Annotated in this window: 21 protein-coding genes; 9 read left to right on the top strand and 12 right to left on the bottom strand. The window is 56.2% G+C overall.

Features of this window, described 5'->3' with window-relative positions:
• The first annotated feature begins 115 nt into the window (after positions 1-115).
• Entirely contained in the window at positions 116-1,408 is a 1,293-nt protein-coding gene (locus tag K0H63_RS02320; protein ID WP_220066539.1) for a Xaa-Pro dipeptidase, read from the top strand.
• Between the two features lie 17 nt (positions 1,409-1,425).
• On the opposite strand, the gene K0H63_RS02315 is transcribed toward K0H63_RS02320, so the two are convergent.
• From K0H63_RS02315 to K0H63_RS02300, 4 genes are all read right to left on the bottom strand, one after another.
• Entirely contained in the window at positions 1,426-1,677 is a 252-nt protein-coding gene (locus K0H63_RS02315; RefSeq protein ID WP_220066538.1) for a hypothetical protein, read from the bottom strand.
• A 15-nt stretch (positions 1,678-1,692) separates the two neighbouring features.
• Entirely contained in the window at positions 1,693-2,604 is a 912-nt protein-coding gene (locus K0H63_RS02310) for a GGDEF domain-containing protein (RefSeq protein WP_220066537.1), read from the bottom strand.
• 246 nt (positions 2,605-2,850) lie between these two features.
• Positions 2,851-3,198: a DP-EP family protein gene (locus K0H63_RS02305; protein ID WP_220066536.1), complete on the bottom strand. Its 348-nt coding sequence runs from the start codon at positions 3,196-3,198 to the stop codon at positions 2,851-2,853.
• Between the two features lie 132 nt (positions 3,199-3,330).
• Complete coding sequence (locus tag K0H63_RS02300; RefSeq protein ID WP_220066535.1) at positions 3,331-6,555, bottom strand: nSTAND1 domain-containing NTPase; 3,225 nt, start codon at positions 6,553-6,555, stop codon at positions 3,331-3,333.
• Positions 6,556-6,673: 118 nt separating this feature from the next.
• On the opposite strand from K0H63_RS02300, the gene K0H63_RS02295 reads away from it, so the two are divergent.
• Both K0H63_RS02295 and K0H63_RS02290 read left to right on the top strand, forming a co-directional pair.
• On the top strand, positions 6,674-7,054 hold the full coding sequence (locus K0H63_RS02295; RefSeq protein ID WP_011758549.1) for a gamma-butyrobetaine hydroxylase family protein: 381 nt from the start codon (positions 6,674-6,676) through the stop codon (positions 7,052-7,054).
• Positions 7,055-7,326: 272 nt separating this feature from the next.
• On the top strand, positions 7,327-9,654 hold the full coding sequence (locus K0H63_RS02290; protein ID WP_220066534.1) for a M4 family metallopeptidase: 2,328 nt from the start codon (positions 7,327-7,329) through the stop codon (positions 9,652-9,654).
• Positions 9,655-9,705: 51 nt separating this feature from the next.
• On the opposite strand, the gene K0H63_RS02285 is transcribed toward K0H63_RS02290, so the two are convergent.
• A complete protein-coding gene (locus tag K0H63_RS02285) occupies positions 9,706-10,248 on the bottom strand; it encodes a hypothetical protein (RefSeq protein ID WP_220066533.1) in 543 nt (180 codons plus the stop codon).
• A gap of 97 nt (positions 10,249-10,345) precedes the next feature.
• On the opposite strand from K0H63_RS02285, the gene ubiD reads away from it, so the two are divergent.
• The 3 genes from ubiD (at position 10,346) to K0H63_RS02270 (ending at position 13,524) form a co-directional block, all read left to right on the top strand.
• Positions 10,346-11,827: a 4-hydroxy-3-polyprenylbenzoate decarboxylase gene (gene ubiD, locus K0H63_RS02280; RefSeq protein ID WP_220066532.1), complete on the top strand. Its 1,482-nt coding sequence runs from the start codon at positions 10,346-10,348 to the stop codon at positions 11,825-11,827.
• A 121-nt stretch (positions 11,828-11,948) separates the two neighbouring features.
• Positions 11,949-12,647 (top strand): NAD(P)H-flavin reductase, encoded by a 699-nt coding sequence (gene fre / locus K0H63_RS02275; protein WP_220066531.1) that lies wholly within the window; start codon positions 11,949-11,951, stop codon positions 12,645-12,647.
• Positions 12,648-12,753: 106 nt separating this feature from the next.
• Complete coding sequence (locus K0H63_RS02270; RefSeq protein ID WP_220066530.1) at positions 12,754-13,524, top strand: substrate-binding periplasmic protein; 771 nt, start codon at positions 12,754-12,756, stop codon at positions 13,522-13,524.
• Between the two features lie 12 nt (positions 13,525-13,536).
• On the opposite strand, the gene K0H63_RS02265 is transcribed toward K0H63_RS02270, so the two are convergent.
• Positions 13,537-13,827 carry a helix-hairpin-helix domain-containing protein gene (locus K0H63_RS02265; RefSeq protein WP_220066529.1) on the bottom strand — a complete coding sequence of 97 codons (291 nt, stop codon included), beginning with the start codon at positions 13,825-13,827 and terminating at the stop codon, positions 13,537-13,539.
• A gap of 94 nt (positions 13,828-13,921) precedes the next feature.
• On the opposite strand from K0H63_RS02265, the gene K0H63_RS02260 reads away from it, so the two are divergent.
• Together K0H63_RS02260 and torT are read left to right on the top strand one after the other, a co-directional pair.
• Positions 13,922-14,500: a nucleoside triphosphate pyrophosphohydrolase family protein gene (locus tag K0H63_RS02260; RefSeq protein ID WP_220066528.1), complete on the top strand. Its 579-nt coding sequence runs from the start codon at positions 13,922-13,924 to the stop codon at positions 14,498-14,500.
• A gap of 133 nt (positions 14,501-14,633) precedes the next feature.
• Positions 14,634-15,698 carry a TMAO reductase system periplasmic protein TorT gene (gene torT / locus K0H63_RS02255; protein WP_220066527.1) on the top strand — a complete coding sequence of 355 codons (1,065 nt, stop codon included), beginning with the start codon at positions 14,634-14,636 and terminating at the stop codon, positions 15,696-15,698.
• Here torT and ubiA read toward each other — a convergent pair.
• Entirely contained in the window at positions 15,649-16,521 is an 873-nt protein-coding gene (gene ubiA / locus K0H63_RS02250; protein WP_434086744.1) for a 4-hydroxybenzoate octaprenyltransferase, read from the bottom strand. The genes torT and ubiA overlap by 50 nt on opposite strands.
• Positions 16,522-16,600: 79 nt before the next feature.
• Positions 16,601-18,766 (bottom strand): DNA helicase II, encoded by a 2,166-nt coding sequence (gene uvrD / locus K0H63_RS02245; protein WP_220066526.1) that lies wholly within the window; start codon positions 18,764-18,766, stop codon positions 16,601-16,603.
• A gap of 149 nt (positions 18,767-18,915) precedes the next feature.
• On the opposite strand from uvrD, the gene K0H63_RS02240 reads away from it, so the two are divergent.
• The gene (locus K0H63_RS02240) at positions 18,916-19,809 is read left to right on the top strand and encodes a winged helix-turn-helix domain-containing protein (protein WP_220066525.1); all 894 of its coding nucleotides are present in this window, start codon (positions 18,916-18,918) and stop codon (positions 19,807-19,809) included.
• Between the two features lie 361 nt (positions 19,810-20,170).
• On the opposite strand, the gene K0H63_RS02235 is transcribed toward K0H63_RS02240, so the two are convergent.
• The 4 genes from K0H63_RS02235 to K0H63_RS02220 form a co-directional block, all read right to left on the bottom strand.
• Positions 20,171-21,145, bottom strand: coding sequence for a homocysteine S-methyltransferase family protein (locus K0H63_RS02235; RefSeq protein ID WP_258405637.1), 975 nt, complete (start codon positions 21,143-21,145; stop codon positions 20,171-20,173).
• 316 nt (positions 21,146-21,461) lie between these two features.
• A complete protein-coding gene (locus K0H63_RS02230; protein ID WP_220066524.1) occupies positions 21,462-22,394 on the bottom strand; it encodes an SPFH domain-containing protein in 933 nt (310 codons plus the stop codon).
• Positions 22,395-22,406: 12 nt separating this feature from the next.
• Positions 22,407-23,321 carry an SPFH domain-containing protein gene (locus tag K0H63_RS02225; RefSeq protein ID WP_220066523.1) on the bottom strand — a complete coding sequence of 305 codons (915 nt, stop codon included), beginning with the start codon at positions 23,319-23,321 and terminating at the stop codon, positions 22,407-22,409.
• A gap of 18 nt (positions 23,322-23,339) precedes the next feature.
• Positions 23,340-23,807, bottom strand: coding sequence for an NfeD family protein (locus K0H63_RS02220; protein WP_220066522.1), 468 nt, complete (start codon positions 23,805-23,807; stop codon positions 23,340-23,342).
• Between the last annotated feature and the right edge of the window lie 274 nt (positions 23,808-24,081).

The raw sequence follows: 24,081 nt of genomic DNA, 5'->3' as shown, positions 1-24,081 counted from the left end.
AACCCCTTGAAAGTAAAGACTCCTGTCCGGGCGTTGTTGCGTCCGGGTCGCTGAGGTATGCTCAAAAATCTGCCCGCTGCCGGGCCATTTTGCAGAACAACAACGAGAACATCCGATGCGCCATACCTCATCCCTGCCCCGCTTGTCTTATTTGTCACTGTCATTGACTTTGTCGGCGGCCATGCTGCCCTTTTCGGCATTGTCTGCCACCTTTATCAGCGCCGATGCACTGCTGGATGTGCGCAGCGGCAAGATAATTGACTCGCCGCTGCTGAAAATCGAAGAGGGTCGCATCGTTGAGTTGGCTACCCAGGGCAAGCTCGACATCCCAGTTGGCAGCGAGCTCATTGAACTCAAAGGCAAGACCCTGTTGCCGGGGCTGATGGACATGCACGTGCATCTTGGCAGCGATGCCGAGGACAACTTCCTCGAATCGATGAACTACTCAATCCCCCGTCAGACGGTCAAGGCGGTGAAAAACGCCAAAAAGACCCTCGAAGCAGGCTTTACCACGGTGCGGGATCTCGGCGATTCGGGCTACAGCGTGATTGCGGTACGTGATGGTATCAATGCCGGTGAAATCCCCGGCCCACGTATTTGGAGCGCGGGCCATGCCCTGTCAATCACGGGTGGCCATTGCGACGACAACTTCAGCGCCCCCGAAATGCACTCGGTTGCCGGCGGTGTGGCCGATGGTCCCTGGGCGGTACGGGCCAAGGCGCGGGAAAATATCAAATACGGCGCCAACACCTTAAAGATTTGCGCCACCGGCGGTGTGTTCTCCAAGGGCACCAAGGTGGGCGTACAACAATACACCGAAGATGAACTCAGGGCCGCTGCTGAAGAAGCCCATCAGCGCGGGCTTATCATCGCCGCCCACGCCCATGGCACCGGCGGCATCAAGGCCGCCATCCGCGCCGGCATCGACAGCATAGAGCACTGCAGTTTTCTCGACGATGAGGCCATCAAGCTGGCCATCAAAAACGGCACTTACCTGAGCTGCGATATTTACAACACCGAGTACACCCTCGCCTTTGGCGCAGCCAACGGTGTGCCTGAGGAAAACATCAATAAAGAAAAACAGGTGTCTCAGGCCCAGCGCGATAGTTTCCGCAAGGCCACCAAGGCCGGTGCCCGAATGGTATTTGGCTCGGATGCCGCCATTTATCCCCATGGTGACAATGGCAAGCAGTTCGCCACCATGGTGCAATTTGGTATGACGCCACTGCAGGCGATTCAGGCAGCCACCCTTACCAGCGCCGCCCTGCTGAAACAGCAGGATGTAGGCGAGCTGAAACCCGGCTTCCTGGCCGACATCATCGCAGTAGACGGCAACCCACTGGACAATATCCGCCTGCTGGAAAATGTCAGCTTCGTGATGAAAGACGGCAAGGTGTTCAAGGGCTGATGACCTTTGTGCCCCTTTCAGGACAGATGGTCAAAATGATTGAGCACTCCGTGTAAATAGGCCTTTTCGCTACCGTCGAGATGGGGTTGCCGGGATAGGTTTTTAAGATCCATGACGATGCACCGGGCCGAAGGCTCGGTGCAAATCCCCTTCCACAGCGACAGCGCCGCCTGCTGGGGCGTGCGGCCATAGCGTTTGCGTTGCAGCTCGAGGAAGGTTTTGGCCCGCTCACGGCCGCAGCCCAGCTTGGAAATTGCCTGCCAGTTCATGGCATCCCTCCCCGCTCAGTCCGACAGTATTATCTTGTTTCTGCCTTCGCGCTTGGCCCGGTACAGCGCCGTATCGGCCCCCAGCAACATGGCATCGGCAGTGCGGAACTGACCACTTATCTCACAGGCAATCCCCTGGCTGACGGTCAGCAAAGCCCCCTGTGGCAAGCCCATGGCGGCAATATCTATGGCTGCTACCGCCTCAGACACCTGTTTGGCTATCAATTCCGCCATGGCCGCATTAAGGCCGGGGAGCAGCAGCACAAACTCTTCACCGCCGAATCGCGCTGCCAGGCATTGGGGTGAAGGCAGGGCAGAAGCCAAGGCAGCAGCAATCTGCCGGAGGCAGTCATCACCCTTTAAATGGCCGTAGAGATCGTTGAACTGCTTGAAAAAGTCCACATCCACAATCACCACACTGATAGGGTGACGACGGGCCAGACACTGTCGCCACTGTTTTTCCAGCGCCTCCATCAGGGTGCGACGATTGGCAAGACCGGTTAAATAATCGGTGGCCGCCAGCGCAGTGAGCCTTTGCACCTCCGCCTTTTGCGAAGACAAGTCCTCAAAACCCACCAGAAACAGCGGCAACAACCCTTGCACAAACGACAGACTCAGCTTCACCCACAACAGGGCACCGTCCACCCGCCGAAGCTGCACTTCCCTGCCGCCGTGTTGCAGACCCTGATATTGCCCTTCGGCGGCAGACTGCAGTTCCCGATAGAGGCCCTGATATCCACTCTCCAGCCAACTTGGCCACAGCTCCCCAATAAAGGTCTCAGCTTCGTCCCCCAGCAATGCGGCTGCGGCTTGATTCACGCAGAGCACCTTACCGGAGGCATCGGCCAAAGCCATGGGTTGCTGAAGGCACTGAACGACCTCGGCAACGGCGGCAAATTCACAATAATTTTCATGGACGGGGTACATGGCTGGCTCCTGACGGTGTGTCCTATGCCAACCACTTTAGAATGCGGCGTCAACTTTAACCTTCCCGCAAGCTTACGACGCAAAACACTGATATCAAATGATATAAATAAACCTTACGAAGACTGATTTCCGCTGAAAGGCTATCTTTTGCCACCAAAAATGGCCAAAACCGGGGCTCCACCCGCCATTGCTGCGCCCTAAAACAAACACACCCGGCACAGGGCCGGGTGTGTGTGACGTACCAAATTACTTCACGTCTTTATTGATGACCTGGGGGTCAGGGCTGCAAAGTTGCAGCGTGCTGCCGGCTATGTTGAACACCAGTCTGAAGCCGGTCTCGCCGACTATGGTATCTGTGTCATAGAGGGCCAGGGTGGTTTCATTCAGCAACTCCACCGCATCTATCACCTGATCAAACGGGGTAGCAAAGGCCGCACCGGCAAAACTCAGGCCTTTACCGGTCTTGTCCTGCAACGAATAAATAATCTGGGTGCCTGATTCGGTCACGACCACGGGTCCTGCCGGCACATAGTTAAATACCGGGGTGTTATTGGCATCGAGAGACACAGTGACCTGAATATTCTGAACTGACATAGATTTTCCTTTATTTTGCTGTCTATGAGCCCCCGCCGCGGGGGCTGCTAAGGCCATACTAACAAGCTTGCCTGAAGGCACCTTCCGGCAAGCTTACGGGGTAGTCAATTGATTTTATTTCATAAAATAGAATCAGAAAGTCTGGAATCTAACCCCCTGAGCGGCAAGTGGGCTTTTAAGAGCATCGGCGGCATCCGTCTGCCCCAGACATTCCAACGCCATCACATAGGCACGCACAAATCGCGGGGCCCGTGACACGGCGATAACCGGGTCGAGGCGGGTTTTCACCGACCGGCACATAGCCAACCTTTCCTCACCTTTGCCCTGCGCCGACTGGCTCTGTGCCAACAGCAGTTCGGCATCCGCCATCCGGGCCTTATCTTCCCAGTCGTCGGACACCTGGGCCGCCCCTGCCGACAACACCGCGATTGCCTGCTCGGCCATGGCTTCGGCGGCGGTAAAATGCCCAAGTTGCAACAGCCGTCTGCCGGCAGCGAGCGGATACAGCTCGGCAAACTTTTGCTGGCGCTGGAGCGACAACGTCTCGGCTTCGGCGCTGAGTCGCTGTCGGCTGGCTTCCAATTCAGCCTCGGAGCCGGAACCTATGCCGAGTTCAATCTCGTGCAGACCGGTTATCAACAGGTCGTAGCGCCAGGATTGGTTACCCGGGTCTTTGGCCAGGGCCTGAATGCGAATGGCTTTGGCCCTGAGGATGGCTTCCCTGGCTGCGTCGGTATTGCCAAGCCACTCATACAGACGGGCAAGATTGGCCTGACTGTGGGACAGACGGTCGAGGGCGTAGGCCTCACTGGAGCGCCCAAGCAAGGTGCCAATATCGGTATGCAGTTTCACTGCAAGGGGAATATCCCCCGTGGCCATGGCCGCGCTGGCAAGCCAGGATTGGGTATCGGCCACGTCAGCAATCAGCTGGCCATCGTCGGGGGCGTCGCTGAGCAGCTGTAATTTCAGGGCGAGAGAAGCCTCAAACATTTGCTGAGCCAAGGGGTAATCCTGCAGCTTCATGGCGAGACTGCCGAGGGAGTTTTCGGCATAAGAAAGCTCCAAACGTGCATCCCGACTTTCCGGTGCCAGTTTCACCATGGCTTCACTGTGCTCAAGGTATGCCCCGAACCAGATTTTTACCTCTTCCCAATTGTTGTTGTCGTACTCAATCTGCCCCAGCCAAAACGCATTGGCGCCCAGGGTTTTGTACAGTTCGAGCTGAGGCACATCACGGCCTCTGAGGGGCAATAGCTTATCCCGCGCTGCCAGCAGCGCCGCCCTGGCCTCATCGGGCTTTTCGCGGCTGTAGGCCACCTCACCCATGGCCTCCAGTGTCTGACCATGGCGGAACAGCGCTGCCACCGACAAACTGGCGTCGGGCGTACTGAAATAATCCAGCGCCTTGTTGCTGACCCCGTCGAGCAAGTCCATACGGCCGATGCTGCGCAGCCGGTCGGCGAACTGGCCCACCATAAAACCCAGCAAATCTTCAGCAGCGAGACGCCGCTCGGTGGCAAGGCGCTCGGCCTGCATACTCCTGACGCCCATCACCACGGAAATTAGCGTCAGCACACCAAGCAGTGCCACAGTGCCTCGCTTTATCCAGCTGCGGCGCACATCCCGGGCGAGGGAGGCATGAATAAAGTCACGACTTTGCGCATCCAGCGCCAATTGGCCATCTTCGAGGAGTTGCCTCGCCTCCAGCATGGGCTTGCCCGGCCCGAGCAGGTAGTCACGCTCACGCCCCGCACTGTGCCAGCGGCTGGCCTGATGAAACAGGCGCGACTTGAGCGCCAGCAACTGCCGATGTTCTTCAATCCAGCGTGACGCACGGCGCCAGCGCCGCAGCAAGGCTTCGTGGGCCACACTGAAACTGGGTTCGGCTCCCTCGAGATGGGAGACAAACAACCGGCTGTCCACCAGCGCCTGTACCAGTCGGCGCTCATCCCCGGTGGAAAGCTCACTGTAGCGGGCACTGCGACTGGTTACCGACAGCTCATCTTCCTTGAGGGTCACCAGCCGCGCCAACACCCCGGGCAGAGCGGCGCGGGTGGTGGCGCTCTGGTCGGCAATGGCCTCATCGGCGGCGCGGCCGATGGCGCCTTCGATGCCGCCCAGTCTGTGGTAGACATCGAGTTTTAGCTGATTGGATTCATCCCGGGCCAGATACAGCGCCTGCAACAGGTATTGCAGCATGGGCAAGGCATCCGGACTCTCGGCCGCCTCTCGGCAGAGAAGCTCATCCAGCCCCAGGGCGCTGTCTTTATCATGCTCCCAACTGAGCCCCGCCGCAGCTGCAGGCAAACGGATCATTTGCAGCAGTGATTGGCGACTGGGTGGCTCCAGGTCAAAGTGTGCGCCGTTGCCCTTGCCCGCCATCAGCACACTGTGGCTTACCACCAGAGGATAAAAGTCGTTGCGACAGGCACAGAGAACCAACAGGGCACCACTGCGGGAAAAAGTATCCAGCAACGCCAGAAATGCACTTCTGTCTGCTTCATCAAACGCAGGCGAAGAGAGCAGAACTTCGAGCCTGTCCACCACCAGTGCAAAACGCGGTTTTTCCCAGCGTCCTGAAGGCAACGCCGCCAGCAAGCTTTCTGTCACAGACTCGCCGCTCTGGCCAAGCATCAGGGCGAGAGTGTCGGCACTTTCACCCTCAAATACCGGCTTATCATCCACCTCCCAGTCGAGCATGGCCGATGCCAGCTCCAGCATCAGCGCACCCGGGGCCACATCGGCCATATCCAGCCCGGCGCTGGACACCAGGCCGATGCCATTAACTCCCTGAGGGGTACTGAGGTTGGGCAGAATACCGGCGTGGATCAGCGACGTTTTACCGCTGCCACTGGGGCCAAGCAACAAACACAGGCCCCGGCCACTGCGTACCTGGCGATGGATATTCTCAAGCAGGGTGTTGATTTGCTCCCGGCGGCCGAAAAATACGTCGGCGTCCTGGCTGCCGAAGGGGCGCAGCCCCGGAAAAGGTGACCCCGCCTGCCACACGCCTTCGGCAGCACCCTGTTCATGGCCAGACGGAAAAGAAACAGGCGCCAGGGTGCGGTAACCGCGGCGGCGCAGGGTCTCGATAAATTGGGGATTGGTGGCACTGTCATCCAGAGCACGACGCAGCACGGCGATGGTTTTATGCAGCGGATTATCGCCTGTCTCAAGACCGGCCCAGCAGGCATCCAGCAGTTCATCACTGCTGACAACCTCTCCCTGGCGCTGGCACAGAAACAAGAGTACCTCCATGGCCTTGGGCTCGAGCTGGCGGCTGATACTGCCGCGACTGACGCGGTTGCTTTGGGGCGAAACCTGCCAGTCGCCGAAGAAGAAAATCGTCTCTGTCATCCCTTTGAAGCCCTCTGTGACCTTGGCTGGAAAGCCACACCTTTTTCTGTGTTTCGGGGTTCACAATCATCGCAAAGCGAGCGACCATACCCGGGTTAATCTACGGTCAGGAGCCCCCATGAGCCATCCCCAGGTTGTATCCCTTAAGCTGAAACGAAAATCACGTCTGCTGGAAGTGGGATTTGACGATGGCAGCCAGTATCAGCTGAGCTGCGAATTCCTGAGGGTTTACTCCCCATCGGCAGAAGTTCACGGCCACGGTAACCCGGTACTGGTTACCCATAAAAAGGACGTCAACATCACGGCCATCGAACCCGTAGGTAACTACGCGGTTAAACTGGTGTTTGATGACGGCCATGATACCGGACTTTATTCGTGGCAGGTATTGCATCAACTCGCCACCAATCAATTAAATTTATGGGAACAATATCTGGCGCGGCTGCGTGCCGAAAAAGGCTCCAGAGAGCCAATGATCCCCATGAATATCAGTTATCGCTAGTGTTTCAAGGGCCGGAATAATCGTCCGGCCACCTAGTCGAAAGTAGCATCCCCCACGGACGAAAAGCCGCAAGTATAGTGCATTTGTGCAATTGCCCATCCATTTACAGCTCCATAACATGAGGTTTCGTTCAGGTTAAAACCCTGTAACAGCGGGCCTCAATATCCCGCAAAAACCTGTTGAGCCATGGCCATTCGCCGTTAACCCGGCTGATGGCACTAAGGAAGTGCTTCGCGGCAGCTTAGCCGCAACACAACAAGGACAAGTCACCTATGCGCAAGCAACAACTCTCACTCTTGTTTATCGCCGTTTCGGCAACCCTGGGTACATCAGCCTATGCCGCCAACGTAGTGGACGTGGCCAAGATGCGCCACGCCACTGGCGACATCGGCAGCGTACTGCAACTGGCCCCCGGTCACGAGTTCCGTACTGCAAAACAACTGGATCTGGGCAAGGGCCTGAAGAAGGAACGTCTGCAGCAATACTTCCACGGCGTGCCTGTTTATGGTTTCACTGTGGCCGCTGATCGCTCTGAGATGGGGTTCTACAGCAACCTCAAAGGCCAGATGCTGGCGAATATCGACAAGGATGCGGCTTTTGCCAAGCCCAGCCTGAGCAAAGAAAAAGCCCTGGAAATCGCCAAAGCCGCCAAGGGTGGCCACGGTCTCAAGGCCGGTAAGACCCGTAACGACAGCGCCCAGCCATGGATCATCCTGTACGGCAAAGCTCAGGAGCCACGACTGGTGTATATCACCTCTTATGTGGTTGATGGCGATGCCCCAAGCCGTCCGTTCACCATGGTCGACGCCCACTCAGGTGAAGTACTGGAACGCTGGGAAGGCCTGAACCATGCCGGCACAGGTACCGGCCCAGGCGGTAACGCCAAGACTGGCCAGTATGAGTACGGCACTGACTTCGGCAACCTGGACGTGGAAGTGAATGGTGACACCTGCACCATGAACAATGCCAACGTGAAAACCGTCAACCTGAACCACGGCACCAGCGGCAACACCGCATTCAGTTACACCTGTCCACGCAACACAGTGAAAGAAATCAACGGTGCCTACTCACCGCTGAACGATGCCCACTACTTCGGTGGCGTTGTGTATGACATGTACGATCAGTGGTATGGCACAGCGCCCCTGTCTTTCCAGCTGACCATGCGCGTGCACTACAGCAACAACTACGAAAATGCCTTCTGGGACGGCAGCGCCATGACCTTCGGTGATGGCCAGAACTACTTCTACCCACTGGTGTCCCTGGACGTTTCTGCCCACGAAGTGAGCCACGGCTTTACCGAACAGAACTCAGGTCTGGTATATGCCAACCAATCCGGTGGTATGAACGAAGCCTTTTCGGATATGGCCGGTGAAGCGGCCGAGTTCTTTATGAAAGGCAGCAACGACTGGCTGGTTGGCGCCGATATCTTCAAAGGCGACGGTGCCCTGCGCTACATGGCTGACCCAACTCTGGACGGCCAGTCTATCGGTCATATCGACGACTACTATGATGGTCTGGATGTACACTACAGCTCAGGTGTATTCAATAAAGCCTTCTACACTCTGGCGACCACCGAAGGCTGGGATACCCGCAAAGCCTTTGAAGTCTTCGTTATTGCCAACCAGTTGTACTGGACGCCCAATAGCCTGATGTACGAAGGTGCCTGTGGTGTACGCAACGCGGCTTCCGACAAGGGCTACAGCACTGCCGACGTAAACTCAGCATTCGCAGCCGTGGGCATCACCCCCTGTGACGTACCGCCACCACCACCACCACCAGAAGCTGACGTACTGCAAAACGGCGTAGCCGTGACTGACATCAGCGGCGCCACAGGCTCCAAGCAATACTGGACCCTCGATGTGCCCGCCGGCGCCAGCAACCTGGTGTTCAACCTGTCCGGTGGCTCGGGCGATGCCGACCTCTATGTGAAGTTTGGCGCCAACCCAACCAGCACTGACTACGATTGCCGCCCCTATGCAGCAGGCAACAACGAAAACTGTGCCATCAGCAATGTACAGCAAGGTACTTACTGGGTGATGCTGAACGGCTACAGCTCGTACAGCGGCACTACTCTGGTGGGCAGCTTCGATGGCGGCAGCACTGAGCCAAACGAAGCCCCTGTTGCCAGCTTCACCGCTGACTACACCGGCGCCCTGTATAACTTCACCAGCACTGCAACCGACTCTGACGGCAGCGTTGTGGCCTGGAGCTGGGATTTCGGTGACGGTGAAACCGCTACCGGTTCTGCTGCAAGCCACCAGTATCTGGTGAGCGGCAGCTACACAGTGACTCTGACCGTGACCGACGATGACGGCGCCACCGCCAGCACCTCTGAAGTGTTCAACGTGGAAGTGCCTGCTGCCGAGATGGATCTGAGCATCACCAAGGTGAACGTATCACGCCGTGGCAGCGCCCGTATCGGTTTGGAATGGACCGGCAACAGCGCCTCTTACACTGTGCTGCGTAACGGTGAAGCCGTAGGCAGCACCAGCGCCAACAGCTATGTTGACCGCTTCACTGCCACTGCCGGCAGCAGCGTCACCTTCCAGGTGTGCAACTCCGATGGTGGTTGCTCCGACATTGAAACCGTAAGCTTCTGATAAGCTAACCGGTTTAAACTGAAAACGCCGTCCAGTGGACGGCGTTTTTTATTACTTACTTTCGCTTGAGGACACTGGCGGCAGCGGCATGTAACGCTGAGTCTGCCAGTCGAAACTGTATCTCTGCCCCTGCCATTCATACTGAGGTTTGCCGTCAACCATGATCACTCTGGCGTTTTGCGGCAAAGAGGCCAAGCCTTCAACCTGTTCCCGGGAACGGGTGATCATGGCGGGCGGTACCGGCCTTGGCTGCGTTATCAATCGCTGGCGTTCACGCTCAGCCTGACGCTCACGCTCCCTCTCTCTTTCCGCCCAGACACTTTCGGCAAAAGCCCGCTGCTGCCAATACCCGCTGTCGTTGTAGCGCCAGAAGGGATCCCGATAGAAGGGATCGCGCCACCCCCAGCCGATGCCGGTGCGCCAATAGGGTCCCGGGTAGCGCCAGTGGCCATAACCGCCGCTGGAATAACTCAGGCCCAGACCATTGTGATTGCCAATCCACACCGAGGTACTTAAATCCGCCAATGCAGGCAAGGGCGCGGTGGACAGGGCCAGTACCGCCACCACAGCCAAAGAACACCAAGGCTTTGTCATACTCCCCTCCTGCCCGGGGCGCTTTTGATTCCGCCAACGGGGCTTTAGTGGTATAGTGCGCGCCACAAAAGGGTTTTGCAAACAGAGGCATTTCCATATGAGTTTTAAGGATTTACGTAGCTTTATCAGCCACCTCGAAGAGTGCGGCGAGCTTAAGCGCGTCAGCTATCCGGTTGATCCTTATCTTGAAATGACCGAAATCGCCGACCGCGTGTTGCGTGCCGGTGGCCCGGCGCTGCTGTTCGAACAGCCAAAAGGCCACAGTATGCCGGTATTGGCAAACCTGTTTGGCACACCAAAGCGTGTCGCCATGGCACTGGGCAAAGAAGACCCACTTGCGCTGCGCGACGTCGGCGAGCTGCTGGCCTTCCTCAAAGAGCCTGAGCCACCACGGGGCTTTAAAGATGCCATTGCCAAAATTCCCATGTTCAAGCAAGCGCTTAACATGCCCCCCAAGACAGTGAGCCGCGCGCCCTGCCAGGAAGTGGTGATTTCCGGTGAGGATGTCGACCTGACCAAGCTGCCGATTCAACACTGCTGGCCCGGCGACGTGGCGCCACTGGTGACCTGGGGCCTGACTATCACCAAGGGCCCACGCCAGAAACGTCAGAACCTCGGCATTTACCGTCAGCAGCTGCTGGGCAAAAACAAGCTCATCATGCGCTGGTTATCCCACCGTGGCGGCGCCCTGGATTTCCGTGATTTTCAGGAAAAGCACCCGGGCGAAAACTACCCTGTGGTGGTGGCGCTGGGCTCAGATCCCGTGACCATTCTTGGCGCTGTTACCCCTGTGCCGGACTCCATGAGCGAATATGCTTTTGCGGGTCTCTTGCGTGGCGAGCGTACCGAGGTGGTCAAGGCCCTGTCCTGTGACCTCGAAGTACCGGCCACCAGCGAAATCATCCTCGAGGGATATATCGCCCCCGGTGAGATGGCCGAGGAAGGTCCTTACGGCGACCACACCGGCTATTACAACGAAACCGACAGCTTCCCTGTGTTTACCGTAACCCACATTACCCACAGGAAAGATGCTATCTACCACAGCACCTACACCGGGCGTCCACCCGATGAACCGGCCATGTTGGGGGTGGCACTGAACGAAGTGTTCGTGCCGATTTTGCGAAAGCAATACCCTGAAATCGTTGACTTTTACCTGCCACCCGAAGGTTGTTCCTATCGGATGGCGGTGATCTCCATCCGCAAACAATACCCGGGCCATGCCAAGCGGGTGATGATGGGCGCCTGGTCGTTCCTGCGTCAGTTTATGTACACCAAGTTTATTGTGGTGGTGGATGAAGATGTGAACTGCCGTGACTGGCAGGACGTCATTTGGGCCATTACCACCCGTATGGATCCCACCCGCGATACCGTGATGATAGATAACACCCCTATCGATTACCTCGACTTTGCCTCTCCGGTCGCGGGCCTCGGCTCCAAGATGGGCCTGGATGCCACCAACAAGTGGGAAGGTGAGACCAATCGTGAATGGGGCACCCCCATAGTGATGGACGAGGCAGTGAAACGCCGGGTGGATGACATTTGGGACCAACTCGGTATCGACCAGTCCCCAACCCTCTAGTCCCCAGCTATACCCAATACCAAAATCCGGGTGCCGCACAGCGGCACCTATACTAAAGACACAGTAAAGAGAAACCCTTCACAGAAAGGGAAAGCATACCAAGAGGTTTCAAAGAACACAGATGAACAGCATTCGTTGTAAAGTCCTCAGTATCACGCCGTTCAATGACGCCGTGTATCAGGTTAGCCTGGCCCCGGAAACGCCTGTGGAGTTCAAGGCAGGCCAATACCTGTGCGTGGTGATGGGTGAGAAGGACAAGCGCCCCTTCTCCATCGCCTCGGCCCCCGGCAATGACACTCTGGAGCTGCACATAGGTGCTGCCGTCAGTGAAAGCTACCCCATGCAGGTGGTGGAACGCCTCAAGACCGAAAGCCACATCGACATCGAAGCCCCCGGCGGCGACGCCTTCCTGCGGGAAGACAGCCACCGTCCACGGCTGCTGATTGCCGGCGGCACGGGTTTCTCTTACATCAAGAGTATTGTCGAGCAGCAGATAGCCCTGGGGCAGAAAGTGGAAACCACCCTCTACTGGGGCTGCCGTACCCAGGATGCCATGTATTACGAGTCCATCGCCCGCCAGTGGCACCAGGCTTATCCCTGGCTGCACTTTGTGCCCGTGGTGGAAGAGGCCCCCGAAGGCTGGGATGGCAAAACCAATAACCTGCTGGCGCAAATCAAGGCTGATTTTATCAGCCTCGTCAGTTACGACATCTACATTGCTGGCCGCTTTAATATGGTCGGCGCCGCGCGGGAGCAGTTCCGTGAAATGGGTGTGGATGAAGCCCACCTGTACGGTGATGCCTTCGCCTTTATCAAGTAACTGCGCACCAACGACCCAATGCAAAATCCCGGCAATTGCCGGGATTTTTTACGCCCGCGTCCGGGAGAACTACACTCAAAGAATCCGGGCATTGAGGGCTTTATCCATGCATCACGCCATCCGGCTTCTGCTGCTGTTCCTGACTGTGTTGCCCGGCATCACTGCGCCCCTGGCCCAGGAAAAATTGAGCTCCTTGTCGTTTCTGACCGAAGAGTACCCGCCTTTCAATTTCACCCGCGATGGCAAGGTGCAGGGTATCGCCGTGGATTTGCTGCTGAGCGCCGCCGCCCTGGAGGGGCAAAGCATCAGCCGCGAATCCATCCGGGTGTACCCCTGGACCCGAGCCTACGCCATGGCATTGCGCGGCCATAACATGGTGCTGTTTTCCACCACCCGCACCGAGGAGCGGGAACCCCTGTTTCACTGGGTCGGCCCCATAGCTCCGATGCGAATCGTGCTGATTGCGCTCAAGCAGCAACATATCCACGTTGAGTCGTTGGCAGACTTACAAAATAAGCAAATAGGTGTGGTCACCAACGATATAGGCGAAGAAGTGCTGACACAGCTTGGCCTGGCGGACCAACTTCAGCCCAATGCCAGCGCCGACTTGCTGCTGAAGATGATGGCCCGTGGCCGCATCGACCTCTGGGCCTACGAAGAAACCGTGGCGAAATGGCTTATCAAAGAGTCGGGTATGAGCTTTGATGACTTTGAGGTGGTGTACCTGCTAAGAGAAGCAGAGCTCTACTACGCCTTCAGCCGCGATGTGCCCGAAGCGTTACGGGTACAACTACAGCACTCCCTGGATACGCTCAAAACGCCCCTGGCAGACGAAACCAGCAGCTGGGCAACCATTACCCAGAAGTACCTGCACTGAAAAGTACCCCGGTTAAAGCTCCGGCCACAGGCGTTTGCGCTCGTCGGTATAATGCCACCAGGGCTGGGGAGCTTCCCCTTCACTGAAGGCCACCAGAGACATAAACACATCCAGTACGCAGGGATCATGGCGCTCGCCGGTCAGCTCACATAATTTCAGATACAGAGCCATGGGCTCCTGTCCCTTCAGACCATCCACAGTGTGAATTCCCAAAAGCACCAGGTCCTTGGCGGTGGCAGGTCCCACATTGGGCAAATCGGTGAGCTTACGTAAACGGTTTCTATCGACCTTGTCCGGGTTCATCTTTCTCCATCCTTACCTGGCAGCTTTCTTTGCCTCGGGCGAGGCAATTCTTTATCATCCCGAGTCTCACGTAATTTCCGCAAAAAGGCGAGCCATGAAACTGACCATGCTGACTCCGGCACTCTATGAAAAGCTGTACCGGGATATCCACGAATTTCGCACCACCTTTGATTTACCAGTGGAAGACACTGCCAGCCTGGATGCCAAAGCCGATACCCTGCACTCTTCATTGATCATTGAAGAGCTGACCGAACTTGCCGAAGCCGGTTGCAAGGTTGAGCAGGCCGACGCCATAGTGGACAGCGTTTATGTGCTTATGGGCCGCGCCGTCCATCTGGGCGCCAAATCTACCGATGCCAGCCTGGAAATCAGCTACTTTGTCGATGTGCTGCTGCATGTTGCCGCCAACCGTGGCATCAATTTCGAAATCTGCTGGGATGAAGTGCACTCCAGCAACATGAGCAAGGTATGCCGCACCGAGCAAGAGCTGGCCGACACCATTGCCCACTACGCAACACAGGGGGTAGAGATTGTGGGCAGTCGTCAGGGGGACTTCCTGATTGCCAAGTGCGCCAAAGACGTTGAGCTGGAAGGCAAAACCGTGCGTCAGGGCAAGGTGCTTAAATCTGTGTACTACCGTCCCGCCAACTTAAGTGCACTGGTCGCTGGCTGATACGCCTTTCAATCCCCAAAGCCCCGTCAACGGGGCTTTTTTATTGGAACCGTGGAATTTCTGTTTCAGCTGCTGTCAATTCAAGAACCCCCGACTAGGCTTAATCAAAAGGACGTCTGTCACCCAAGGGATCATGAATATCTTTCTGCTGCTACTCAGCCTCATCGCCTTTCCCGTTTTAGCAGAGGGCCCCGCGCTGGAGATGAATGTCGACGGTAAGGCAGGGCTCTTTCAAGCGCCGGACAAAGCTACCCGCCCGTGGCGCATTTGTGCGCTGCTGCCCCATGGCAAGGATCATTACTGGTGGGGCGTTGCCTGGGGATTGTCACAGGAAGCGGCACGGCTGGGGGTAGAAATCGGCATTTATGATGCCGGGGGCTACGACAAGCTGGCTGAACAAAAAAGGCAGCTGAAACACTGCCACCGCCTCAAAGCCGATGGCTATATTATCGCGGCCATCGCCGCCGACGGTCTGTCGGCCGAAGTGGATCTCTTGATGGCCGATGGCATTCCTGTAATAGACCTTGTCAACGGCATGAACAGCCAGGTGAGCAGCCGCTCGCTGGTGTCCTTCGCCGATATGGCCGCAGCTGCTGCCCAGTACATGCTGACGACCGAGCCCAACCGCCCCCTCAATCTTGCCTGGTTTCCCGGCCCGGATGGCGCAGCCTGGGTCAGGGATGCCGAAACCGGATTGGCTGAAGCCATAGTGGGGGAAGATGTCAGGCTGGTGCACGGCGGTTACGGGATGACGGAAACCTTTGTCCAGGCGGACCTGGTCCGTGGTTTGGTCAGTGGCATTCAGCCAGAGTACATCATCGCCAACGCGGTGGCGGCCACTGTGGCAGCCAAATATTTTGGAAAGCGGGGCAAAACCAAGGTCATTGCCTTTTACTCCAACCCCCAGACCATAGAGCTGGTCCGGGATGGTACGCTGCAGGCCACGGTCACCGACTCGCCGGTACTGCAGGCCAGGGTGTCAGTGGACCTGGCGGTGCAATGGCTGGAACAGGGCAGCGCACCCCGGCTTGTCAGTCCGGTTATTCAGGTACTGACCAGTGAAAATCTGGCAGAGGCAGATTTAAGCCTGACACTGCCGCCGGAACATCAGTGGATGATCCATCAGGATCTCTCCCCCATCGGCGGCGCTACAGCGCTGCAAAGGCGTAATCAGCTCCAAGAGCCAAGAACAGACTGAGTCCGGCCCAGTTGTTGTTCAAAAAGGCCTTGAAACAATCACTCCGTTCGCGACCATAAATGAGCCTTTGCTGATAGGCGGAAAAGCCAACAAAGGTCAGCACCCCCAGACCATACAGCAGGCCGCGATCGGCACTCCAGCCCGCCGCGATAAAGCAGCCCAGGGCCGCAAGCTGAAATGCGCCTATGATTTCACGGTCAAAGCGACCAAATAAAATCGCGGTGGACTTGATCCCCACCTTGAGGTCGTCATCCCGGTCAACCATGGCATACATGGTGTCGTAGGCCACTGTCCAGAACCAGTTAGCCGCAAACAGCCACCAGGCCGAGGCAGGCACTTCACCGGTTTGTGCTGCATAGGCCATGGGAATGGACCAGCTCCACACCACCCCCAAAAACATCTGCGGCATATTGGTCCAGCGTTTGGTGAAGGGGTAAATGATGGTCAGGATAATGCCCACCACCGAGAGCTGCACCACCAAAGGGTTGAGCAGCAACACCAACGAAAAAGCGAACAGACCCAACACCACAAATAGGGTCAGGGCCTCGGCAACCGTGACCTCACCACTGGCCAGAGGCCGAGACCTGGTGCGGGCCACATGGGAGTCGAGCTTGCGGTCGGCATAGTCGTTGATGATGCAGCCACAGGCGCGCATCACCACCACCCCAATGATAAAGATGAGAAGCACCCGTAAGTCGGGCATTCCATCAGCGGCCAGCAGCAGCGCCATCAGGCAGGGCCACAGCAGCAGCATGGTGCCTATGGGTCTGTCGAGTCGCATCAACCGGTAATAGGCATCCCACTTTTGCGCCATTTTGCTCATTGTCTTTCCTTGTCCCCGTTTGGGGTCATCGCGCGGTTGTTATCTTGTGTGTGTTGCTCTGGCATCTTTGCCATTGGGCTCACAGGGATTCCAGCTTGGCGTAGCTGACCACCAGCCACTTGCTGCCGAAATCATCAAAATGCACCTGTACCCTCGCCTGTGGGCCACTGCCCTCGTAGTTGGTGACAGTGCCTTCACCAAACTTAAAATGCCGTACCCGGCCGCCAATCTTTAAGCCTGAATCATTAAAGGTTTGCTGGGCATGGGCAAAACGGTTGGCCACCAGTGGCGCCGATACCTGCGCCTTGAGGCGAATTTCTTCCACATACTCGGGGGGGATTTCGCGGATAAAGCGCGAGGGTCTGGCATAGTCTTCACGGCCATAGATACGTCGTGACTCGGCATAGGTGATGTAAAGCTTTTGCATTGCCCGGGTCATGCCCACATAGCAAAGGCGACGCTCCTCTTCGAGGCGGTCGCCCTCCTCCAGCGCCAGCTTACTGGGGAATATGCCTTCTTCCACCCCGGCCATGAACACCATGGGGAATTCCAGTCCCTTGGCGGAGTGCAGTGTCATCAGTTGCACAGCATCTGTGTGGGCATCGGCCTGACCTTCCCCCGCCTCCAGTGCCGCATGGGACAAAAAGGCATTGAGCTCCCCCATGTCTTCCAGCTCTTCCGGCATCTCAAAGCTGCGGGCTGCCGTGACCAGTTCTTCCAGGTTTTCCACCCGGGCCTGGGCGTTTTCACCCTTTTCGGCCTCGTACATGGCCTTAAGCCCTGAGTGCTGAATCACATGATCGGCCACGCGGTACAGCGGCAACTCGTCGGTGTCACTTCGAAGCTGCACTATCAAATCCAAAAATCCTTTCACCGCATTGGCAGCGCGGCCCGACAGCACCTTTTCCTCGAGCAGACGCAGCGAGGTCTGCCATAGGGTCAGTTGCTCTTTGCGGGCAGTGCTGCGCAAAATATCCAGCGTACGCTCACCTATACCACGGGCCGGCGTATTGACCACACGTTCGAAGGCGGCATCGTCGTCGCGGTTGGAGATAAGGCGCAGATAGCCCATGGCATCCTTGATTTCCTGACGCTCGAAGAAGCGCAAGCCGCCATAGATACGATAGGGCATGCCCTTGTGGAGTAAGGCTTCTTCCAGCACCCGCGACTGGGCGTTGGAACGGTACAGAATGGCGCACTCACCGAGCATGCCGCCCTTGTCCTGCCAGTCGCTGATGCGGCCGACAATAAAGCGGGCCTCGTCCATCTCGTTAAAGGCGCAGTAGAGGGAAATTGGCTCGCCATCCTTGTCTTCGGTCCACAACTCCTTACCCATACGGTCGGGGTTGTTGGCGATAAGTTCGTTGGAAGCCTTGAGAATATTGCCGGTGGAGCGGTAATTCTGCTCCAGGCGTATGGTGTTGGCGCCGGGGAAGTCCTGCAAAAAGCGATGCAGGTTTTCTATCTGAGCGCCGCGCCAGCCGTAAATCGACTGATCATCGTCCCCCACTATCATCACATTTGCCGTGTTGCCTGCCAGCACCCGGATCCAGGCGTACTGAATGGCGTTGGTGTCCTGAAACTCGTCCACCAGAATATGGCGGAACCTGTCCTGGTAGTGGGCCAGCAGATGGGGTTTATTGAGCCAAAGCTCATGGGCGCGCAACAGAATTTCGGCAAAGTCCACCAAGCCTGCCCGGTCACAGCTGTCCTGATAGATACGGTACAGTTCCAGCAGCTTTTGCTCCATGGGGAATGGACCTGCGTCTATATGGCCTGGGCGCAGTCCCTGGTCTTTTTTACCGTTGATATACCCGGCAACCAGGCGCGGTGGATACTGTTTTTCGTCCAGATTCATGCTCTTGAGAATGCGTTTCAGCAGACGCTGCTGATCGTCTGAGTCCATGATCTGGAAGCTTTGTGGCAGGCCTGCATCCTGCCAGTGGGTACGCAGCAGACGATGGGCCAGACCGTGGAAGGTACCTATCCACATACGGCCGGTATTGTGGCCAACGATTTTCTCGACCCGCTCACGCATTTCGGCCGCAGCCTTGTTGGTGAAGGTTACCGCCAGTATCGAATAGGGACTCTGGTTTTCCACCTGTAGCAGCCAGGCGATACGGTGAGTTAACACCCGGGTCTTGCCACTGCCGGCACCGGCCAACACCAGCATGCTGGACTGGGGTGCAGCCACGGCTTCGCGCTGCTTATCGTTCAGGCCATCCAGCAAAAAAGAAACGTCCATTCATGCCTCCCAAAAGTCGAGGCGGCATTATATCAGAAGCCTGCGGCAATGGGTGGAATTGCCCCTGAGAGTTGGGCTGGGCAAATGCCTGCAACTGTGGCTATGATAGAGCTGCAAATGCCAATCATTGAGATGAACCTTTCGCCAAGATGATCTATTCACTCGATCCACTCACATTGGATGTGCAGGGACGCAGCCTGACGTACAAAGGACGCAAGCTTCAGTGCGATGAACGCACCCTGATGCTGTTTCAGCTGCTGATTGAATCCTATCCTGAGCCCCTGGAAGCCACGCTTTTGCTGGAAAAACTGTGGCCAAATACGGTTGTCAGTAGCTGGTCGGTCGCCCGGCTTATCTCCGATGCCCGTAAATTGCTCAAAGATGCGGGCATGGAAGACTCCGTCATCCAAACCCTCCACGGCAGGGGGTATCGCCTTGAGCCCGAGCTGGCCGCCAGACTCCAAAGTCACGTCCAGGCCGGCAACACCGGCGTGACTCGCGTACCCAAAACCCGCCCTTTGGCCTGGGCTGCATTGACAGCCGCACTGATGGTGGCCGCGATTGTGCAGTATGTGGGCCAATCTCCCCGGGGGTTATTGATAGGTGAACCTGCCAATGTCAAAGGCCGCCTTCTTTGGGTGGATGATCATCCTGAAAACAACACTGCCGAAATAGCCAAACTCAGGGATGCCAATATCGCTGTCTATACCACCTTGGATACTGAAGAAGCCCTGATGTTATTGTCCATGTATCGCTACGATGCGGTAATTTCAGACATGGGGCGTGCCGACGATTCCCTGGCCGGACTCAAACTGGTGGAAAGCCTCAGGCAAAGCGGCGACCAAACGCCATTTTTTCTGTACACCATATTACCGTCCGATGCCCAGCGACAATTGGTGCTGGAACACGGCGCACAGGGCGTGGCCGTGGATGAAACAGCCCTGTTTGCCCTGCTCGAACGGGTCAACTGGGGCATAAAATCGACAGCGCCGCGTGAGGACGAACGAAGCACCCCGCTCACTCAAATCGATTCAAACAATTGATTTAATACAATTTCAAAAACATTCACAAAGTTTCAAACCCGTTTCTGCAACAACGAATGCTATAACCTTGGTGTCCGACATCAGCGCCACTTACAGGCGTTGTCCCGGCGGAAAGGGTATTGGGAGATCCCTTCAAGATGGCGCCCGCAGTGGAAGAAGTTCTGGAGTCGAGCCAGCCTTCAACCATGGTCATGGATGACCAGGGCGCCACCAACCCACATCCTCATCCCTGATTTTGGGAGTCGCTTGCTATGTTGTTGGCACTGCTGTTAATCATCCTTATCGCCACCAGCCTCTATCTCTTGTTTCAGCTCAATAAATAGCTATCTGTTTGTACAGGAAATTGCCAAGGACCCGACTGTTATCCGGGGTTAATACAGGCCTTGGCTATCTGCTCCAAATGACGATGATCTGTACCACAACAGCCACCCAAGACATTCAGCCCTTTAAGCCGGGTCGACATCAAGCTGGCATACTCCTGCCCCAATTGATGGGGATCGCCATCATCCAGGGTTGTGGCATCGTTTAACTCGGCATGGCTTAGGGATGATGCATTGGCACGAAATCCTTTCACCCTGGCAAGCCAGGGTGCTTCATCCGGCACAGCCTCCAGATGGCTCGGGTGAGCACAATTAATCATAAAGTAGGCGGCATAGCCTGCAGTTGCTTCATCCACCTGAACCACAGCATCACCCAGGCTTTGACCAGTGGGCAAGCGGCCGTCGGTCTCGAGGGTAAATGAAATCACCACGGGCATCGCCGCTTCCCTCGACGCTTCCACTATGCCGATAGCTTCTTCAACACGATTCAGTGTCAGGGCACAAATCATGTCAGCCGAGGTCGAGGCGAGGGTCTCAATCTGAATGCTGTGGTAATGCCTTGCGTCCTCTGCCGTCATGCTTTGGTCAGGCAGATAGCCGTCAAAACGGGGGCCGATACAACCACTGACGACTATAGGCAGGCGCCCTGAATGTGCCTGACGTATGGCTTCAAGCAGTGCTATCGCATCCCGGTTCGCCTGGGCAAGGGCCTCTGGGGTGTAACCCAATAGCGCACCCCAATCGCTGCTGGCGCGCCAGGTTGGGCTTTCGAGAATAAAACCGGTGTGAAATTTCCCGGCCAGCTTCACATAGGTCACAAAGTAGTGAGTCAGGGCTTCTCGCCCCTGGGGCGTTTTCAGCAGCTCAAAGGCCGCAAAGTAAGGCAGTTCAAACCCCTCGTGGAACATCAGGGTGGTTTCGATACCACCATCGGTGAGAAACACACTGCCATCAAGCTGTGGCAGTTGGGTGCGATAGATACCCATAAACACCTCTGAGAAAAAGGACAGGGTCATAGCCCGCTGTCCAAACTGCCACTGAGCGGCGGTTCGTTGCGGGTCGTTGGCTGTCCATTGCCTCGGATGCGAAGAGGGTTCCCATAGAGGATGTTTTAAAACAGCTATGCGCCATTGATTTTGCCTGATGACGCCAGGTATCTGTACCAGTGGCCAAATGCAGCGCACTGCTCGCTGACTTCTTTATTCACTATTCCTTAACTATAGGTCCCAAATAAAAAAGGTCCTCCCCGGGGAGGGAGAACCTTTATCTCATTTACTACTCAGCGCCTTTATTTCAGCGCTGCGCTTTTATTTCAACGCTGTGTTTTCAGGGTTAACGCTGCTCTTTCAAGCCCATGGCGTCCATCCACTGGTCGAAGTTCACCATATTGGCGGGTACCACAACACGGCTGCCCTGTTGCCCCAGCCCTTTCAGCTGCGTCAGGTACTGCTCACCCAGTTGTAAACGCAGGGCATTCTGGCCACCGGGAGCGGCAATCACTTCGGCAAGGCGTTCAATGGACTCGGCGGTGGCCCTGGCGATGGCGAGGATTTCCTCGGCCTTACCTTCGGCTTCGTTGATGCGTTTTTGCATCTCACCCTCAGAGCGGTTAATGGTTTCGGCCTTGATACCCTCGGAGCGGTTAATCTTGGCCTGCTTGTCACCCTCACTCTTGGCCAGCAAGGCACGGCGCTCACGCTCGGCATTCACCTGCATTTCCATGGCGTTTTTCACGGTTTCGGGTGGCTGGATGTTTTTGATCTCATAGCGGTGCACGCGGATACCCCAGAGAGCACCGGCCTGATCCAGCACTTCCACCACCTTGGCACTGATAACATCACGCTCTTCGAAGGTGCGGTCCAACTCCAGGGTACCAATGACAGAGCGGGTGGTGGTTTGGGCCAACTGGATAGCCGCATAGCGATAGTCGGTCACGCCATAGCTCGCTTTCACAGGGTCCACCACCGAGATATAGATAACACCATCGACCTCAACCTTAACCTCATCGCTGGAGAAACACTCCTGAGGTGGCACGTCGATAGTTTCTTCTTTCAGGTCATGAACATAGGCAACCTTGTCCACAAAGGGGATCAAGGCGTGAAAGCCCGCATCCAGGGTTGAATGGTATTTGCCCAGACGCTCGACTATGTAAGCCGACTTGGTTGGCACCAGACGAATAGACTGGAACAGCTTGATAATAAATATAAAGAAGATAAGTCCCCAAATCGCCATCACGATCAGGTCTTCGTTCACTGCTAGTTGCATCTGTGGTCCTCCTTATACCTTGCCATTCAGCGCGTGGCTGACTTTATCCATGCCTTCGAAAAAGCCTTCCATTTTCGCCAGCTCCGCCGGCACCACAGAGACTTCGGCATTTTTCATCACTTCGCCTATCTGTTTGATGAACTGCTCTTTGAGCTGCATGTTCATGGCTTCGGTTCCGCCCTGAACCGCCAGCGCACTGGATACCATGCCCATGCCTTCGGCCTTGGCACGGGCGATGATGGCGATTTCAGCCGCGGTGCCTTTAGCCTCGTTGATACGCTTCTGCTTTTCCCCTTCTGAGAGGTTGATGGCTTCCTGGCGCTCCCCTTCGGAGAGATTGATCATCGCCGCCTTTTCGGCGTTGGCCAGGGTAATCTCGGCCCGCTTGCGACGCTCGGCTTCCATCTGTTTCTCCAGGGTGTGGATCACATGCCTCGAAGGAGTAATGTTTTTAATCTCGTAACGCAGTACCTTGATGCCCCAAGGCTCAGAGGCCTTATCGATTTCGCGCACTATGGACTCGTTCAGACGGTCACGCTCAGAAAAGGTTTCGCTCAGGGTGAGCTTACCTATTTCCGATCTCATGGTGGTTTGAGCCAGGTTTACTGCAGCGAGGCGATAGTCTTCGATACCGTAGCTCGCCAGCTTGCCGTCCATCACCTTGAGATACACCAGGCCATCCACCTCCAGCTGGGTGTTGTCCTTGGAGATACAGCTTTGGGCAGGTACATCCAGCACCTGCTCACGGGTGTCATGGCGGTAGGCCACCCGATCGACAAAGGGGATCAGGAAGTGAAACCCGGGCTCCAGCACGGTGCGAAATTTACCGAGACGCTCAATCACGGCCACTTCCCGCATTTGAACTATCAGCATCAACTTATACAAAATGAAAAGAATAAAAAGAAAAGCTATGGTTAACAGCAACATGGTTCCCTCCTTGCAAAATCAGACATTGTGCTGCGCAGGAAGCGCCTCAACAATCAAAGAAATGTTTTCCCTGCAGATCACCCGTACCTGGGTGCCACTGGGGATAAGAGTGCCATCCCCCAGTGCAGGCCAATCGGCTCCCTGAAACTCCACCCTGCCGGCCTTTTCACCCGGCCCTATGTCGGCCTTGACCAGCGCAGTCTGGTTATAGATGTCCAGCGCCTCATCTGTGTTGTCCACATGGGAGTCTCCCCCCACCAGACGCTGGGTAATATGACGAAAGCCAAGCAGCAATACCATGGACGCGATAAACCACAGCGTCATGCTCTGGATGAAACCGTCCACCAGGCCCAGTCCCAACGCCCCCGAAACCACCAAGCACGCAGCCCCGAGCAGTATCACTATGCCACCTGGCACTATGACTTCGGCCAGCATCAGCACTACGCCAATACCCGCCCATATCAGTACCGGATTAGAAAACTCCATCTCCCCCTCCAATGCAGAGCATCCTTGTGCCGACTATAACAGCAGATTTGTTGCAATGCGACATATTATGTCAACTGAGACTTTTTGTTGGTGGATAAAATGGGACACTGGAGGGAGCAAGGTCACAAAATCAAGAGTTTATCCCGAGCTCTACCAAAAGCCATGCGTAAAAAAACACCACGAAATCGCTTATAAGATAATAATTTTGTTAAATAAAATGGAGAAAAAACGGCCGACCTTCGCGGTGAAAAAAGGGTTTGAGCCCGAAGGACTT

It is taken from the genome of Shewanella zhangzhouensis, assembly GCF_019457615.1.
Taxonomy (GTDB): domain Bacteria; phylum Pseudomonadota; class Gammaproteobacteria; order Enterobacterales; family Shewanellaceae; genus Shewanella; species Shewanella zhangzhouensis.
The sequence above is the reverse complement of the archived record's forward strand: the minus strand, read 5'-3'. Positions and strand labels throughout refer to the sequence as shown.

Bases quoted from the DNA above. Each gene is read 5' to 3' on its own strand.
- ubiD (WP_220066532.1), top strand. From the start codon at position 10,346: ATGAGTTTTAAGGATTTACGTAGCTTTATCAGCCACCTCGAAGAGTGC.
- K0H63_RS02230 (WP_220066524.1), bottom strand. From the start codon at position 22,394: ATGCAACTAGCAGTGAACGAAGACCTGATCGTGATGGCGATTTGGGGA.
- torT (WP_220066527.1), top strand. From the start codon at position 14,634: ATGAATATCTTTCTGCTGCTACTCAGCCTCATCGCCTTTCCCGTTTTA.
- fre (WP_220066531.1), top strand. From the start codon at position 11,949: ATGAACAGCATTCGTTGTAAAGTCCTCAGTATCACGCCGTTCAATGAC.
- K0H63_RS02315 (WP_220066538.1), bottom strand. From the start codon at position 1,677: ATGAACTGGCAGGCAATTTCCAAGCTGGGCTGCGGCCGTGAGCGGGCC.
- K0H63_RS02320 (WP_220066539.1), top strand. From the start codon at position 116: ATGCGCCATACCTCATCCCTGCCCCGCTTGTCTTATTTGTCACTGTCA.
- K0H63_RS02260 (WP_220066528.1), top strand. From the start codon at position 13,922: ATGAAACTGACCATGCTGACTCCGGCACTCTATGAAAAGCTGTACCGG.
- K0H63_RS02310 (WP_220066537.1), bottom strand. From the start codon at position 2,604: ATGTACCCCGTCCATGAAAATTATTGTGAATTTGCCGCCGTTGCCGAG.
- ubiA (WP_434086744.1), bottom strand. From the start codon at position 16,521: ATGAGCAAAATGGCGCAAAAGTGGGATGCCTATTACCGGTTGATGCGA.
- K0H63_RS02305 (WP_220066536.1), bottom strand. From the start codon at position 3,198: ATGTCAGTTCAGAATATTCAGGTCACTGTGTCTCTCGATGCCAATAAC.
- K0H63_RS02290 (WP_220066534.1), top strand. From the start codon at position 7,327: ATGCGCAAGCAACAACTCTCACTCTTGTTTATCGCCGTTTCGGCAACC.
- K0H63_RS02225 (WP_220066523.1), bottom strand. From the start codon at position 23,321: ATGTTGCTGTTAACCATAGCTTTTCTTTTTATTCTTTTCATTTTGTAT.
- K0H63_RS02265 (WP_220066529.1), bottom strand. From the start codon at position 13,827: ATGAACCCGGACAAGGTCGATAGAAACCGTTTACGTAAGCTCACCGAT.
- uvrD (WP_220066526.1), bottom strand. From the start codon at position 18,766: ATGGACGTTTCTTTTTTGCTGGATGGCCTGAACGATAAGCAGCGCGAA.
- K0H63_RS02270 (WP_220066530.1), top strand. From the start codon at position 12,754: ATGCATCACGCCATCCGGCTTCTGCTGCTGTTCCTGACTGTGTTGCCC.
- K0H63_RS02220 (WP_220066522.1), bottom strand. From the start codon at position 23,807: ATGGAGTTTTCTAATCCGGTACTGATATGGGCGGGTATTGGCGTAGTG.
- K0H63_RS02235 (WP_258405637.1), bottom strand. From the start codon at position 21,145: ATGACCCTGTCCTTTTTCTCAGAGGTGTTTATGGGTATCTATCGCACC.
- K0H63_RS02240 (WP_220066525.1), top strand. From the start codon at position 18,916: ATGATCTATTCACTCGATCCACTCACATTGGATGTGCAGGGACGCAGC.
- K0H63_RS02285 (WP_220066533.1), bottom strand. From the start codon at position 10,248: ATGACAAAGCCTTGGTGTTCTTTGGCTGTGGTGGCGGTACTGGCCCTG.
- K0H63_RS02295 (WP_011758549.1), top strand. From the start codon at position 6,674: ATGAGCCATCCCCAGGTTGTATCCCTTAAGCTGAAACGAAAATCACGT.
- K0H63_RS02300 (WP_220066535.1), bottom strand. From the start codon at position 6,555: ATGACAGAGACGATTTTCTTCTTCGGCGACTGGCAGGTTTCGCCCCAA.